Source organism: Sedimentibacter sp. LTW-03 (genome assembly GCF_052059825.1).
In the GTDB taxonomy this organism is placed as follows: domain Bacteria; phylum Bacillota; class Clostridia; order Tissierellales; family Sedimentibacteraceae; genus Sedimentibacter.
Map to the genome: position 1 here is coordinate 1,007,252 of NZ_CP197180.1, position 15,361 is coordinate 1,022,612.

A 15,361-nucleotide genomic window follows, 5' to 3' on the forward strand; every position below is an offset into this window, starting at 1 on the left:
ATTTTATTAGTTGTATTAAATAGCGTTACAGTCTTGTGTTTATCCTTTATGTAAAACAGCAAGATTCGGAAGAACTTTATCTTATATTTGAGCCAATGCTAGAAAAGCAAAAATGCGTATTGAAGGGTAATTAATAAAAAGGTATTTTATTTATATATGAAACACCTAAAAATCAATATATTAGGTAAAGTTCCGGTAAAGGAGCAAATTTTTTATAATATGGAGGTTATTATGTCTAATGAAACGAACAAGATGACACAAGAAAAATTAGCAAAATCTTTAACTGCAGAAAGTATTGAATTATTACCATTTTTGCCATATCTTTTACAGGACATATGGGAGTTGGGAAGCAGTCCGGACGATATGATTTATCTTATCAAAAAACATATGATTTTAAATGAAAATACAAAATTTTTGGATTTGGCATGCGGTAAAGGTGCTGTTAGTATTAAAATTGCAAAAGAATTTAATGTAAAAATAAAGGGTATTGACATTGTTCCTGAATTTATTAATTATGCTCATAAAAAAGCCACGGATATGGGAGTTGCTTCTTTATGTCAATTTTCGATCGGAAACATATATCAGGCTATTACAGGGGAAAGAGATAATGATTGTGTTATTTATGGGGCAGTCGGTGATGTACTCGGCACACCTGAAGATGTAATTTTAAAATTAAAGGATACGCTTAAAACCAATGGTTTTATAATATATGATGATGCTTATTTAAAAGATGCAGAAACTAAAAATATAAAATTTGAACATGATTACTTAACTTATCAGCAATGGATGTCAGTTTTCGATAAAACCGGTGTAAAGCTTGTCGATAGAATTGTCTCCGGCTTGGATGAAGAGAATGTAAATGATGAAAATACCAGGCTTATTTCTATTCGAGCTGATGAATTGAGCGTTGAATATCCTGAAAAAAGAAAGCTGTTTGATAGTTATGTGCAAAGTCAAATAAATGAATGTGACGATCTGGAGAATAGCATTGTTGGAATAACTTGGTTGTTAGAAGTTAAGAAGTAGTATATGTATATTGTGTTGTCTTAATGAACTAAGTGATTTTAAATACAGCATCTGAGCTTATTAAAATTACCAAAATAGTGCTATCATCCTTATACGGATTAACCGTAAGCTGTATTTGATATATGAAGATTTTTCTTTGATTTTTTATCAATAGGTGATATAATATTTAAGGCTTATTCAAAAATAGTAGGAATTGGTGATAAAATGAGCGTAACTTTTGTAATAGGCGGTGCCAGAAGCGGAAAAAGCACATTTGCAGAACAAAAGGCAAAAGAATACAGCGATAAGGTTGTTTATCTGGCTACGTCGGTTATAACGGATCAGGCTATGGAAGACAGAGTGAGAAAGCATAGGGAGCAGAGGCCGAAGTCATGGAGCACTATCGAAATGTATTCAAACTTCGGCGAACTTATAAAATTCAAGAAATTTGAAGAGTGTGAAGTGATTTTAATTGACTGCATTACTACTTTGATCGGTAATTTTATGTTTGACAGTAAAATTGATTTTGACAGCTGCAAGGCATCCCAGGTAAATGATCTTGAAAAAAGAATAACACTGGAGGTCTTGAATTTAATAAAGGTGTGCAATGATCATAACAAAAAACTGATAATAGTGTCCAATGAAACAGGAATGGGAGTAGTGCCTTCCTACTATATGGGTAATTATTTCAGAGATATGAGCGGCAGAATCAATAGAGAAATTGCAGAAAAATCCGATTTCATGTATTTTATTTTTTCAGGCATACCTATTAAACTTAAATCAAGGGGTGAAGCTGTAAAATGGGAACCGGATTTTTAACTTTAATATCTTTTTTTACAAGGATACCAGTAGGAAAGAGAATTGAATATAAAGAGGAAAATTTTAAAAAGGCGCTGAGCCTTTATACTTTGATTGGGGCAGTTATAGGGCTGTTCTTAGGAATGATACATGTGATTTTAGGCTATACATATATTTTATTGCTTAAAGGTCTGGTGCTTACCGTTGCGTATATAACAGTGACAGGAGGCATACATTTGGATGGAGCTGCAGATACATCCGATGGAATATTTTCCGGTAGAACAGGCGGAAAAATCTTTGAAATAATGAGTGATTCACATATAGGTGCCTTTGGTGTCATAAGTCTTATAATAATTATTTTTTCCCAGATTTTATTATTCTCCTATACGGATATCTATACATGTTTTATGATGCCTGTGGTTGGAAGAGCTTCAGTAATAACAGCATCATGGAATAAAAAATACGCAAAAAAAACAAAGGGAATGGGTACTTTGTTCATAGAGTCTATAAGCACGAAAGTTCTTGTTATAAATCTAACGATATTGATATTTCTGGGCATTCTTTTGCCGGGCAGGATGATTATTCTTACAGCTTGTTTTGCTTCTATCGTGGCATCCTATTTTATATCATGCCGAATTGAGGACAAAATAGGAGGCATGACCGGAGATACATGCGGCTTTATAGCAGAGGTTAGTCAAGTAATATTTATGATATTGGTACTTTTTTTACAGGGATAATTATGATATACTTAGTGCGCCACGGAGAATCAGAGGCAAATATAAATAAAAAATTCTGCGGAATTACGGATGTTAAGCTGTCCTTACGCGGAAAAGAACAAGCTGCTCTTGCAGGCAGAAGATTAAAACATGAAAATATATCAAATATTTATGCAAGTCCGCTAATAAGGGCTAGTATTACCGCAAAAATTATCGGCAGTGAAATTGGTTTTGAGGAAAGTAAAATAAAAACGGAGAGATGCCTTGCAGAGGTCAATTTCGGCTTGTTCGAGAATATGACATGGGAGGAAATAACAGCATCCTATGTTAAAGAAGCCGAAGACTGGATGGCAGTGCAGCATAAATTTAAATTTCCTCAAGGTGAAAGTTACACAGATATTATTGCAAGAATTTCGGAATTTATTGATAATGTTCCTGATAATTCACTTATAGTAACGCATTTCGGAGTGATACAAGCTGTGCTTTTATACCTTGGAATCGCAGATGATACAAATTTGTGGGACTTTATAATATCGAACTGTGACATTTTGGTATTAAACAACAGAAAATTTGTAAGAATAGTAAAGTGCAGTTAAAATTAATGGACAGCGTGCGCGCTGACCGCAACAGAGTTTTAAAATCTAAGAGATTTTATATAACAATATAATTAACTATGGAGGACAAACATGAATGTATTAGTAATTAACTGTGGCAGCTCATCATTAAAATATCAGTTGATAAACATGAATGATGAAAGTGTATTAGCTAAAGGCCTGGTTGAAAGAATAGGAATTGAAGGTAGTGTTTTAAAACATGAAAAAACAGGTCTGGACAAGGTTGTTATCAAGGAAGTATTAAAAAACCATAAAGATGCTATCAACCTTGTGCTGAAAGCTCTTGTAGATCCTGAGCATGGCGCAGTTAAATCATTGGATGAGGTAGATGCTGTAGGACACAGAGTTGTTCACGGCGGAGAAAAGTTTGCCGACTCAGTATTAATTAATGACGAAGTTATTAAAGCTATGAAGGAATGCATTCCTCTCGCGCCTTTACATAATCCGCCAAACATAATCGGTATAGAAGCATGCAAGGAATTACTGCCGACAGTACCTATGGTAGGAGTATTCGATACTGCTTTCCATCAGACAATGCCGGCTGAAGCATATATATATCCACTTCCATACGAGCTTTATGAAGATCTTGCTATAAGAAGATATGGATTCCACGGAACTTCACACAAATATGTAACAGAAAGAGTTGCTGCATTGACTGGAAAAAGCTTGGAAGGCACTAAAGTAATTACATGCCACTTAGGAAACGGAGCAAGTTTAACTGCTGTTAAAGACGGTAAATCAGTTGACACAAGCATGGGAATGACTCCTCTTGAAGGCTTGGTAATGGGAACAAGATGCGGAGATATAGACCCTGCTATAGTTACATTCTTAATGAACAACAAGAACATGACTGCAGAGCAGGTTGATAATTTAATGAATAAAAAATCAGGAGTTCTTGGAATTTCTGGAGTAAGCAGTGATTTCCGAGATATAGAATCAGCTGCATCAGAAGGAAATAAAAGAGCACAGCTTGCATTAGAAAAATTCGATTACACTGTTAGAAAGTATATAGGCTCATATGCTGCTGCTATGGGTGGAGTAGATGTGTTAGTTTTCACAGCAGGATTAGGTGAAAATTCAGCTTCTAACAGACAAGAAATTTGTAAAGGTCTTGAATTCCTCGGAATTGAAATTGATGAAGAAAAGAACAACATAAGAGGAAAAGAAGTTGAAATATCAAAAGACGGAGCAAAAGTAAAGGTATTTGTTATACCTACAAATGAAGAGTTAATGATAGCAAGAGATACAAAAGCACTTGCAGAAAAATAAACTGTAAAATTAATTGCTTGACAAAATATTTTTTTTCTCATATAATTAACTCTGCGAATAAAAAGGGTGGTATTATGTTAATTCGAATAAATAAGTTTTTATCGTCTAATCAGATTTCATTTAAAGTAAATGAAAACTTTGTAATAGATGACGAAGATTTTTTGTCAAAAACACATCTTCATAAGGATATAAACTTCATCGGTGATATTTTCAAAGTTGATGAGAATGTCGTTTTAAATGGGACAATAAAGTATACATTTGATGATGAATGCGCAAGATGTCTTGTTCCTTTTGACAATACAGTTGAAACAAAGTTTGAAGCAGTATTAACGAATCAGGTTGATGAAGATGATAGCGAATCTGATGAGATTATGTTGCACGTAACTGATGGATGTGTTGACCTAGAAGAAACCATAAAACAAATGATTTATTTATCTATGCCTATGAAATCTTTGTGTAAAAATGATTGCAAAGGCATATGCCCGAATTGCGGAGTTAATTTAAATATTGAAAAATGTAAATGTGAAGACAACATAACAGATCCGCGGTTTGATAAATTAAAAGACCTGTTAAAGGATTAAGGAGGTGTTATAAATGGCAGTACCTAAGAGAAAAACTTCCAAAGCTAGAAGAGATAGAAGAAGAACAGCAAAATCAAGATTAACAGCCCCAAATTTAATTGAGTGTCCGCAGTGTCATGAAACAAAGCTTCCTCACAGAGTGTGTGCAGCTTGCGGATATTATGACGGTAAAGAAGTTATAAGCGTTGAATAATTGAAATGATACTTATATAGCTTTATATTGGAAAAAGAGATAAAAAGTAGTGCTGAGGCACTATTTTTTTATTGCAAATTACAATGCTCTAAGTTATACTAGTCTATGTAAAAATAAGAAGCGCCGAATTTTACATTTATTTCCGCGCCGGGTTATTTTTTAGAGCAAATTCGAAAAAGAGGTGTTGTAATGAGGATTGCTGTAGATGCAATGGGAGGCGATAATGCTCCTGAAGCCATAGTGAGGGGAGCTGTAAATGCCAGAGATGAATACAATGTCAGTATTATTTTTTCAGGCAAAGAAACTGAAATAAAAAGAGAGCTTGAAAAAAATACTTCTGATTTTGATAATATAGAAATAATTAATGCTGAAGAAGTAATCAGCAATGATGATAAACCTGTAATGGCCCTGAGACGCAAAAAAGATTCTTCACTTGTGAAGGCCTTAAATGCTGTCAAGAGCAAAGAAGCAGATGCAATAGTATCGGCGGGCAGCACAGGAGCATTGTTAGCCGGAGCAACATTGATCGCAGGAAGAATCAAAGGAATTGAAAGACCTGCAATAGGTTCCTTAATTCCCAATATGAACGGTGGATTTGCACTGTTAATAGACTCGGGGGCCAATGTGGATTCTAAGCCCGAATTTCTTTATGATTTTGCAATTATGGGAGATATATATTTAAAGAAGGTATTTGACCTTAAATCTCCGAGAATAGCTCTTGCCAATATAGGAACTGAAAAAACGAAAGGCGATAAGCTTACGCTGGAAACTTACAGCCTTTTGGAGAATACAGCACTGCCGTTAAATTTTACAGGCAACATAGAGGCTAGAGAAATACTTCACGGAAAAGCGGATATAATAGTTTGTGACGGATTTGTTGGAAATATGATTTTAAAGACCCTTGAAGGAACCGTATTGGAGCTTATGAAGGGTATAAAAAACGAACTCATGTCCTCGACAAGAACTAAAATAGGTGCAGCTCTTATTAAGCCAGCATTACTTAAATTTAAAAGCAAATTGGATTATTCCGAGCACGGCGGAGCCCCCATACTGGGAGTGAAGGAAACAGTTGTCAAAGCTCATGGCAGCTCAGATGACAAGGCATTTAAGAATGCCATACGCCAGGCAAAAATTTGTTTTGAAAATAATGTAAATGAATTAATAGAAGAAAGCATAATGAGGAGGTGATTAACATGTTTGAAAAAATCAGGAATATTGTGGCAGAAAAAGTAGGTGTTGATCCGGAAGAAATAGCGATGGACACATCTTTTGCCGACGATTTAGAAGCAGATTCAATAACACTGTTTGAACTGGTGATGGCATTGGAAGATGAATTTGACATTGAAATTGATGATGAAAGCATAGAAAAAATAACTACAGTAGGAGATATAGTTAATTACTTAGAAGAAAACATTGATATGCAAGAGCATTAATAAATAATCCAGGGACGCAGAGATGCGTCCTGTATATTAAAATTACAATACTATAGTTACTTATTATATTTATGAAAGCGTTCATAGGCATAATAAGGAATTACAGTATGCAGGAGGAACCGTGATAATAGATATTAAAGAATTGAAAGAATTCGAGAACATAATCAACTATAAGTTTGATAACATAGATATTTTGGAAAAATCCCTTACCCACAGTTCATATTCCAATGAGGATAAATCTTACAACAAAGTAAATAATGAAAGACTGGAATTTTTAGGAGATGCTGTTTTAAGCATTACTGTAAGTCGCTTCATATTTGACAAATTTCCGGATTATCCCGAGGGAGAACTAACAAAGCTGAGATCTCAGGTTGTGTGTGAGGACACGCTGAGCTTAGTTGCAGCCGAATTAAATGTGGGCAAGTATCTTTTGCTGGGCAGAGGAGAAGAATCTTCGGGAGGAAGAGAGAGAAAGTCCATTCTAGCAGATGCAGTTGAAGCAATAATAGCGGCAATCTATATAGATGGAGGCTACAGAAAAGCAGAAACCTTTGTACTTGCGAATCTTACTAAGTATATACAGCTTGCAGTTAAGGGAAAAATTGTAACGGATTTTAAGTCTTACCTTCAAGAGTATTACCAAAGCCACACGCAAAGCTGCAAAATACGCTATGTGGTAACTAAGGAAGAAGGCCCGGATCACGAAAAGATGTTCCATGTAAACGTGCTTGTAAACAAAACCGTTGTTGGAAAGGGAGCAGGGAAAAGCAAGAAGCTGGCTGAGCAGGATGCCGCAAAAAATGCGCTTAAGGCAGATGGTCAGTTAGATGAGTAATAAGATGAAAATCATACCTGTGTTTGTTCCTCACATAGGCTGCCCAAACGATTGTGTGTTCTGCAACCAGAAAAGAATTACCGGGATGGGAACTGTTTCGGCAAACGCGGAGTATGTAAGAAGCATAGTAGAAGAGTACAGAAAAACAATAGATGAACATACTTATACGGAACTTGCTTTTTTTGGCGGTTCATTTACGGCAATAGACCTCCGTGTGCAGGAGGAACTGTTGAAGGTGGGAAAGCATTACAAGGACTTAGGTGTTGTTAAAAGCATAAGATGCTCCACAAGGCCGGATGCAATTACTCCTGACATATTAGAACTTCAAAAAAAATACGGCATGGATATAATAGAGCTTGGAATACAAAGCCTAGATGATGAAGTGCTCAAATTATCAAACAGAGGGCATACGTCTGAAGATTCGGTTAAGGCCAGTGCTCTGATAAAAGAATACGGATTTGTTCTGGGGCATCAGATTATGCCTGGACTTCCGGGAAGCAGCAGTGATAAGGATAAAAGGACAGGCGTTGATTCAATAGCGATGAAACCTGATATGGTGAGAATTTACCCCACACTGACAATAAAAGATACTGCACTTCTGGATATGTACAGGGAAGGAATCTACAAGCCGCTCACTGTTAAAGAAGCTGTAGAAATCTCAGCATATTTGTACAGCAATTATTCAGTAAATAATATAGATGTTATACGTATAGGTCTGCAGAATACGGATTCCATAAATGAGGGTGAAGATGTTGTGGCAGGTCCGTTTCATCCTGCCTTCAGGCAGCTGGTAGAGGAACAGCTGTACCTGTCTTCTATAATTCCAATTTTAGAAGGATGCAATCTTAATGGTAAAGATATTACCGTTGCAGCGAACAAAAAGCTGGTAAGCAGCATTGCAGGACAGAAAAAAGCAAACATAAGAATTTTGAAAGAAAGATACGGAATAAGCTCAGTAAGGTTTAAAAATTCAGAGGATGACAATTTGATAGAAATATATGCAGATAAACGTAAGCTGGGAAGCTTTGAGAAAAAAGACATATTTAAAAACTATCTTGCGCACCGGGGGTAAAAATGTATTTAAAAAAGGTTTATATAAACGGGTTTAAATCCTTTGCAGAAAAAACTGAAATAATTGTTGAAAAAGGTATTACAGCTGTGGTAGGCCCAAATGGAAGCGGAAAAAGCAATATATCGGATGCTGTTAAATGGGTTTTGGGAGAACAAAGCGCAAAATCGCTGCGAGGCGGCAAAATGGACGATATAATTTTTGCCGGAACCGAAAAAAGGCTGCCCTTAGGATACGCTGAGGTTAACCTTATTTTTGACAACGAATCAGGTGACATTCCCCTTGAATACAAGGAAGTAAGCATAAAAAGGAAGCTTTACAAAACTGGTGAGAGCGAATACTACATAAATAAACAGCAGTGCAGGCTAAAAGACGTGAAAGAACTGTTCATGGATACGGGAATAGGAAGCGAAGGATATTCATTCATAGGGCAGGGCCGCGTGGAAGATATACTGAGCCCTAACTCGGACACAAGGAGAAAGGTATTTGAGGAAGCTTCGGGAATAGTTAAGTACAAGACCAGAAAAGAAGAATCAGAAAGAAAGCTTGCAAAAACTTCGGACAACCTTGATAGGGTCGAGGACATAGTCCATGAGCTGGAGGAACGCATTCTTCCGCTTTCGGAGCAAAGCATTAAGGCAAGGAAATACATAGAGCTGAAAGAAAGCTTAAAGCAATTTGAGCTGAATTATCTTGCGCATGAATTTGAAAAGCACAGCGAACAGCTTAAAGGATTGCAAAACCAGAGAAGCATTGCTATTGAGCAGAAAATAAATATGCAGAAAAAGCGGGATGCTCTTCAGGAGCAAATCGCTAAACAAAAAGAATTAATTACGGAAATGCAGAGTGAAATAAAGGCTTTAGAATCGAGCAAAGATTCAAAAAGTAAGGAGTATGATGACTGCCAGAGCCTTTGCCGTGTTCATAAGGAGAAAAAGCTCTTATATGAAAGCAACATTGACAATGTAAAGACAGAAATATCTGAGATAGAAAAAAGAAGTTCAGAACTTTCAGAAAATTCTGCCAAGCTGGCAGAAGAGAAAAAACTTCTTGAAGATAGTTTGCATAACGACATGGAAAAATTTAATTCCATGAATGAAGAAATACAGTCATACAAAAATGAGATAGATAAAATAATTCAAAGCATAGAAAAGCAGAAAACAGAGCTGTTTGAGCTGCATAAGGAAATTAACGGCTTAAACAGCCGCAGAAGCACAATAGAGTCCTTCATTTTAAATGACAATGAACGAATAGAAAATTTCCTTTCAGAAATATCATCAGAAGAAGATGAAAAACAAGGCATGCTTGAAACAATCAGGTTAACTGAATCTGAACAGTCGAAAATTTCTGAAGAAATATCAGAAAAAAAGCTAATGCTTGAAAATGCTGAAAAAAATCTTGGCGAATCTGAAACTGATAAAGAAAAGCTTGCGTCGGATATAAGTAAAATAAATGAAAATATAAGCAGCTACAAGTCCAAGATGAACGTTCTGTCAAATATGGAATCCTACTATGACGGATATTATAAGAGCATTAAGACCGTTATGAACAATAAGAAGAAAGTACCCGTGCTAAGCTCTGTGCTTGGAACGGTGGCAGACATAATTAAGACTGAAAAGCGGTTTGAAACTGCGGTTGAAGTGGCATTGGGCTCATCCATTCAGAATATAATTGTAAACACAGGTAAAGAAGCTGAAGATATAATTGAATACCTAAAAAAGAACAAAATAGGAAGAGTGACATTCCTGCCTATAAACAACCTCCAGCAAAGAAGTCTGAATAAATCAGAAAGGGAAATTTTAGAGGACGATCATGTTATTAACACCGGCGACATGCTTGTAAAAACAGAAGCTAAATTCCAGCCGGTAATCAAACATCTCCTTGGAAGAATTCTGATAGTCGATAACTTAAATAACGGATTTAAGATTTCTAAACGCATGGGAAACTCCATAAAAATAGTTACACTTCAGGGTGATGTTATAAATGCAGGAGGATCTGTTACCGGAGGGCACATAAGCAATAATCAAAACTTCCTTGGAAGAAAAAGAGAGATAGAAGAATGCAGACAGATGATTGTAAAAGAATCCTCACTGTTAAAGGAAAATATCAGTGAGCACGACAGACTGCTGGCAGATATAAAGAGGTTAAATGTATCGATTTCTGAAATTAAAGGCGATATAAGCGACAAAAACAACAGTTTGAGAATGAATATTTCAAAAATTGAAATGCTAAGAGAGCAGGCAGGGAAGACAACTGCAGCAATAAAGAGATATTCAGAAGAAATGAAGTATATAGAAGAAGAAAAAGAAAAATATGAGAATGACCTGCGAGATATAACCCGGCAGACAGAGAGCTTGAAGGTTCTTGTAAAGGAAAAGGAAAGCAGCATTGAACAGACTGTAACATTAAATGATGCAAATAAAACCAAGTATGAGGAATACAACGATATTATACTTAAGCAGAGAGATTCCGTGACCGGAATAACTCAGGAAATCAAGCTTAAAGAAGAAAAAATCAATAATATTGAAGCAGAAATTATAAGAAACAAGGAATCAAGATTTACAAAAGAGGAAAACCTGAAAAATATTTTAAATGAGATAAATTCAGCGGAATCAGCCGTGCAAGAATATAGCCAAAAAGCTGATGGGCTGTCAAAAGAAATAAGTGTATTATCAGAAAACTTCACAAAGAAAAAAGAAAGCTTGGAAAGACTGCAGAACGAAATTTATGAGTACCAGAATAAAATAAATGATGCAAACAAGGCGATCACTGATATACTTGATGATGAGAATAAAATGAATGTCAGAATAGAAAGAGAGACATCAAAGACCGAGGAAATTACTGCAAAACTATGGGAAGACTATGAGCTGAACTATGCAATGGCGTTGAAATACAAGGATGACAGCATAAGTCAAACCAAGATTTACAGCGAGGTAAATTCTTTGAAAAGGTCAATCAAGAATCTTGGAAATGTGAACCTTGATTCTATAGAAGAATATGAGGAAGTCAAGGAAAGATACGATTTTCTGAAAAGCCAGCAAAAAGATTTGTCAGATGCAAAAGAGCAGCTTAACCAGGTTATAAAAGAGCTGGAAAATCAGATGAGAGATAGATTTGCAGAAGAATTTGCAAATATAAGAATTAAGTTTAATGATGTGTTCAAAAAACTCTTTAACGGTGGAAATGGAGACGTGTATCTGGAGGATGAAGCAGATGCTCTGAACAGCAACATTGAAATAGCAGTGCAGCCTCCGGGCAAAAAATTGAGCAAAATTTCACTTCTTTCCGGAGGAGAAAAGTCCCTGACAGCCATAGCACTTTTGTTTGCCATTTTAAAGACGAAGCCGACGCCGTTCTGTGTTCTTGACGAAATAGAAGCGGCTTTGGACGATGCTAATATAAACAGATTTGCACAGTATCTCAAGGAGTTTTCGGAAGGAACACAGTTTATAGTAATAACTCACAGAAAAGGAACTATGGAGTGTGCAGATACACTTTACGGTGCCACAATGGAAGAAAAGGGAGTTACAAAGCTTGTATCCATGAAACTGTCGGACGCGGTTTATGAGTAAACTGCTTAATGTCTCAAACGTTTCATGTGATTAATAAAACAATTGGAGGATTTATGTTTGATTTTTTTAAAAAGAAGAAAAACAAGAAAGATATAGAATATCTTGATGAAACTAACAAAACTGAGGATGAAGATAATGCTTCTGACCAAGCAGAAGATAATGAAGAAGTTGTAAATGAAGCTGCTATCAGCAACGAAGAAAAACTGATGGATGAAGAAGCGTGCGATGACACACCCGCCGATTTAGAGTCCGATGTATCAGATGAGACGGTTGAATTACAGGAAAATGATGAGAAAAAGAGCTTAAGTTTTTTTGATAAATTAAAGGCCGGACTGTCGAAAACAAAGAAAAATCTTACAGGTCAGATTGAAGGAATAGTGTTCAGGCACAAAAAAATAGACGATGAATTTCTTGAAGAACTGGAGGAAATATTAATTACTTCCGACATGGGCATGGAAACCACCATGGACATAATTGACTACATCAAGGCAGAAACAAGAAAGAGAAAGCTGGAAGACACTTCGAAAATAAAAGATGTAATTAAAGAATACCTTGTAAATATGCTTGAAGAGCATGAGGAAAAGGAAGAACTGAAGGACAGGCAGAGAGTAATACTTATAGTCGGCGTAAACGGCGTTGGAAAAACAACATCCATAGGTAAAATTTCCTACAGACTGAAAGAGCAGGGAAACAGTGTAATAGTGGCCGCAGCTGATACATTCAGGGCTGCAGCAGTTGAACAGCTCAAGGAATGGTGCACAAGAGCTGGAGTAGATATAATTGCATCTGAGCATGGCTCAGATCCGGGAGCTGTGGTATTCGATGCAATACAGGCGGCAAAAGCCAGAAAGACAGACATACTCATATGCGACACAGCTGGAAGACTGCACAACAAGAAAAATCTAATGAACGAATTAAGCAAAATTTTTAAAATAGTAGACAGGGAATATTCAGGAGCTAAAATAGATGTGTATCTTGTAATTGACGCTACAACGGGTCAGAATGGAATCATACAAGCTAAGCTGTTTTCAGAAACAGCAAATATCAGCGGCCTGATACTTACGAAGCTTGATGGTACAGCAAAGGGCGGAATTGCGTTCCCCATTGTTAATGAATTAAAGATTCCAATAAAATATATAGGAGTCGGAGAGAAAATAGATGATTTACAAGATTTTAACGCAACAGATTTTGTAAATGCAATATTTGAATAGAAAATGAGGGGCTATGCTCCTCATTTATTTTTGTGTTTATTTATATACAATTTAGTGCATATAGATTTATCCAGTAATCTAAAAATACAAATGCCTTAATTTCAACAAAAACATGTATTTGAATTTTTGTAAGTCTTTTAATTTTGTTTGAAGTGTATGTTAAGTAATAGTTTTTGAACGTTGAATCTTTTGACGCGATGAATAAATATGCTTTATTTTTAGACAAACCTATATGCTATATGTAGTATATGCATATAATTAAAAAATGACACAAAAAATATATTGACAAAACAAAAAAAATAAGGTAAAATTCACTGTCAAGTTAAATACTTTACAGTAGGTGATTATATGTCGGAAAAGAATTTTATCTTTAGTATTTTATATGATTATTACGGAGATTTGCTCAGCAATAATCAGGCAAATATAATTGACCTGTATTACAATCAAGATTTCAGCCTGTCTGAAATCGCAGAAGACATGAATATAAGCAGGCAGGGAGTCTATGACGCCTTAAAAAGGGCGGAGAAAAGCTTGACGGATTACGAGAAAAAAATTAAACTTCACGAAAAATACCAAAAATATCTGAAGGCAGCAGAAAACATAGTAAGACTTGTCTCAGGCATAGATGATCAAAAATATACGGATGCAGTTAAGCAAATTAAAATCGAAGCCGGAAAAATAATTAATGAAGGGTAGCTAAAATGTTTGAAAATTTATCTGATAAACTTCAAAATGCATTACAAAAGCTGAAGGGCAAGGGAAAGCTTACGGAAAAAGACATTGATACAGCCATGAGAGAGGTTAAGCTGTCACTTCTGGAGGCAGATGTTAATTACAAGGTTGTAAAAGCATTCATAAACAATGTCAAGGATAGAGCTCTCGGGGCAGAAGTAATGGAAAGCCTGACACCAGGACAACAAGTTGTTAAAGTAGTTCACGAAGAACTTGTTAAAATTATGGGGCAGGGAAGCGAAAGCAGACTTAAAATAAACTCTAACGATATAACTTACTACATGATGAGCGGGCTCCAGGGCGCCGGTAAAACAACAGCAACAGGAAAGCTGGCCAACAAACTCAAGAAGGATGGCAAGCGACCTCTTCTTGTGGCATGTGATATATACAGACCTGCCGCAATCAAGCAGTTACAGGTTGTAGGCGAAAGCGTAGGCGTTCCTGTATTTGAAATGGGAGACAAAACTAATCCCGTTACAATCGTCAAAGAAGCCATTAAACATGCTATGAAGTACGGGCATGATTATGTGATAATAGATACAGCAGGTCGTCTTCACATTGATGAAGACCTCATGGAAGAACTGGTTAAAATAAAGGATACCGTAAATCCTGATGAAATACTTCTTGTTTTGGATGCCATGACCGGACAGGACGCGGTAAAAGTTGCTGAAACATTCAATCAGTACTTGGACATAACCGGAGTAATTTTGACGAAAGTGGATGGAGACGCCAGAGGCGGTGCCGCACTTTCCATAAGAAATGTTGTTAATAAGCCTATTAAATTATTATCTGTAGGCGAAAAAATGGATCAGTTGGAGGTATTCTATCCGGACAGGATGGCGTCGAGAATCCTTGGAATGGGAGATGTTCTTTCCATTATTGAAAAGGCTCAGAGTGCATTTGATGAAAAACAAGCACTGGAGCTCCAAAAAAAATTAAAAACACAGGATTTCAACCTTGAAGATTTTCTTTCCCAGCTTCAGCAAATGAAAAACATGGGCCCGTTGGAAGACCTCATAGGAATGATACCGGGAATTGCAGGAAACAAAAAACTTAAAGGGCTCAAAGTTGACGAAAAAGAGCTGGTTTATACGGAAGCAATAATTCAATCAATGACTAAAAAAGAAAGATTGAATCCTTCCATAATAAACGGAAGCAGAAGAAAAAGAATAGCTGTGGGAAGCGGAACATCAGTACAGAAAGTTAACCAGCTTTTGAAGCAGTATGATGAAATGAAAAAAATGATGAAAAAATTCCAGTCAATGGGAACGGGCAAGAAAAAAGGCGGATTCCCGGGAATGGGCGGATTCAAAATGCCATTTTAGTCAGAAAT

General features: G+C 36.2%; 15 protein-coding genes. All 15 read left to right on the forward strand.

The features are described 5' to 3' along the window. Positions 1–231 precede the first annotated feature (231 nt). A complete protein-coding gene (locus ACS3UD_RS05055) occupies positions 232–1,026 on the forward strand; it encodes a class I SAM-dependent methyltransferase (protein WP_308137509.1) in 795 nt (264 codons plus the stop codon). Positions 1,027–1,230: 204 nt separating this feature from the next. Next, positions 1,231–1,824, forward strand: a complete 594-nt coding sequence (cobU, locus tag ACS3UD_RS05060; protein ID WP_308137508.1) for a bifunctional adenosylcobinamide kinase/adenosylcobinamide-phosphate guanylyltransferase — start codon at positions 1,231–1,233, stop codon at positions 1,822–1,824. Continuing rightward, entirely contained in the window at positions 1,806–2,540 is a 735-nt protein-coding gene (gene cobS / locus ACS3UD_RS05065) for an adenosylcobinamide-GDP ribazoletransferase (protein ID WP_308137507.1), read from the forward strand. The genes cobU and cobS overlap by 19 nt, the downstream gene beginning before the upstream one ends. 2 nt (positions 2,541–2,542) lie before the next feature. After that, positions 2,543–3,115, forward strand: a complete 573-nt coding sequence (locus tag ACS3UD_RS05070) for a histidine phosphatase family protein (protein ID WP_308137506.1) — start codon at positions 2,543–2,545, stop codon at positions 3,113–3,115. Positions 3,116–3,205: 90 nt separating this feature from the next. Beyond that, positions 3,206–4,402, forward strand: coding sequence for an acetate/propionate family kinase (locus ACS3UD_RS05075; protein WP_308137505.1), 1,197 nt, complete (start codon positions 3,206–3,208; stop codon positions 4,400–4,402). A gap of 74 nt (positions 4,403–4,476) precedes the next feature. Then, complete coding sequence (locus ACS3UD_RS05080) at positions 4,477–4,983, forward strand: YceD family protein (RefSeq protein WP_308137504.1); 507 nt, start codon at positions 4,477–4,479, stop codon at positions 4,981–4,983. 13 nt (positions 4,984–4,996) lie between these two features. After that, positions 4,997–5,176 (forward strand): 50S ribosomal protein L32, encoded by a 180-nt coding sequence (gene rpmF / locus ACS3UD_RS05085; RefSeq protein ID WP_308137503.1) that lies wholly within the window; start codon positions 4,997–4,999, stop codon positions 5,174–5,176. Positions 5,177–5,365: 189 nt separating this feature from the next. Beyond that, positions 5,366–6,364: a phosphate acyltransferase PlsX gene (gene plsX, locus ACS3UD_RS05090; RefSeq protein WP_308137502.1), complete on the forward strand. Its 999-nt coding sequence runs from the start codon at positions 5,366–5,368 to the stop codon at positions 6,362–6,364. 5 nt (positions 6,365–6,369) lie between these two features. Further along, a complete protein-coding gene (gene acpP, locus ACS3UD_RS05095; RefSeq protein ID WP_308137501.1) occupies positions 6,370–6,609 on the forward strand; it encodes an acyl carrier protein in 240 nt (79 codons plus the stop codon). A 121-nt stretch (positions 6,610–6,730) separates the two neighbouring features. Then, positions 6,731–7,444 carry a ribonuclease III gene (rnc, locus tag ACS3UD_RS05100; RefSeq protein WP_308137500.1) on the forward strand — a complete coding sequence of 238 codons (714 nt, stop codon included), beginning with the start codon at positions 6,731–6,733 and terminating at the stop codon, positions 7,442–7,444. Continuing rightward, complete coding sequence (locus tag ACS3UD_RS05105; RefSeq protein ID WP_308137499.1) at positions 7,437–8,516, forward strand: elongator complex protein 3; 1,080 nt, start codon at positions 7,437–7,439, stop codon at positions 8,514–8,516. The genes rnc and ACS3UD_RS05105 overlap by 8 nt, the downstream gene beginning before the upstream one ends. A gap of 2 nt (positions 8,517–8,518) precedes the next feature. After that, entirely contained in the window at positions 8,519–12,085 is a 3,567-nt protein-coding gene (smc, locus tag ACS3UD_RS05110) for a chromosome segregation protein SMC (protein WP_308137498.1), read from the forward strand. A gap of 53 nt (positions 12,086–12,138) precedes the next feature. Beyond that, on the forward strand, positions 12,139–13,296 hold the full coding sequence (ftsY, locus tag ACS3UD_RS05115; RefSeq protein WP_308137497.1) for a signal recognition particle-docking protein FtsY: 1,158 nt from the start codon (positions 12,139–12,141) through the stop codon (positions 13,294–13,296). 348 nt (positions 13,297–13,644) lie between these two features. Beyond that, the gene (gene ylxM / locus ACS3UD_RS05120) at positions 13,645–13,992 is read left to right on the forward strand and encodes a YlxM family DNA-binding protein (protein WP_308137496.1); all 348 of its coding nucleotides are present in this window, start codon (positions 13,645–13,647) and stop codon (positions 13,990–13,992) included. Positions 13,993–13,997: 5 nt separating this feature from the next. Beyond that, complete coding sequence (ffh, locus tag ACS3UD_RS05125) at positions 13,998–15,353, forward strand: signal recognition particle protein (RefSeq protein WP_308137495.1); 1,356 nt, start codon at positions 13,998–14,000, stop codon at positions 15,351–15,353. The last annotated feature ends 8 nt before the right edge of the window (positions 15,354–15,361 follow it).

Bases quoted from the DNA above. Each gene is read 5' to 3' on its own strand.
- ACS3UD_RS05055 (WP_308137509.1), top strand. From the start codon at position 232: ATGTCTAATGAAACGAACAAGATGACACAAGAAAAATTAGCAAAATCT.
- cobU (WP_308137508.1), top strand. From the start codon at position 1,231: ATGAGCGTAACTTTTGTAATAGGCGGTGCCAGAAGCGGAAAAAGCACA.
- cobS (WP_308137507.1), top strand. From the start codon at position 1,806: ATGGGAACCGGATTTTTAACTTTAATATCTTTTTTTACAAGGATACCA.
- ACS3UD_RS05070 (WP_308137506.1), top strand. From the start codon at position 2,543: ATGATATACTTAGTGCGCCACGGAGAATCAGAGGCAAATATAAATAAA.
- ACS3UD_RS05075 (WP_308137505.1), top strand. From the start codon at position 3,206: ATGAATGTATTAGTAATTAACTGTGGCAGCTCATCATTAAAATATCAG.
- ACS3UD_RS05080 (WP_308137504.1), top strand. From the start codon at position 4,477: ATGTTAATTCGAATAAATAAGTTTTTATCGTCTAATCAGATTTCATTT.
- rpmF (WP_308137503.1), top strand. From the start codon at position 4,997: ATGGCAGTACCTAAGAGAAAAACTTCCAAAGCTAGAAGAGATAGAAGA.
- plsX (WP_308137502.1), top strand. From the start codon at position 5,366: ATGAGGATTGCTGTAGATGCAATGGGAGGCGATAATGCTCCTGAAGCC.
- acpP (WP_308137501.1), top strand. From the start codon at position 6,370: ATGTTTGAAAAAATCAGGAATATTGTGGCAGAAAAAGTAGGTGTTGAT.
- ACS3UD_RS05105 (WP_308137499.1), top strand. From the start codon at position 7,437: ATGAGTAATAAGATGAAAATCATACCTGTGTTTGTTCCTCACATAGGC.
- smc (WP_308137498.1), top strand. From the start codon at position 8,519: ATGTATTTAAAAAAGGTTTATATAAACGGGTTTAAATCCTTTGCAGAA.
- ftsY (WP_308137497.1), top strand. From the start codon at position 12,139: ATGTTTGATTTTTTTAAAAAGAAGAAAAACAAGAAAGATATAGAATAT.
- ylxM (WP_308137496.1), top strand. From the start codon at position 13,645: ATGTCGGAAAAGAATTTTATCTTTAGTATTTTATATGATTATTACGGA.
- ffh (WP_308137495.1), top strand. From the start codon at position 13,998: ATGTTTGAAAATTTATCTGATAAACTTCAAAATGCATTACAAAAGCTG.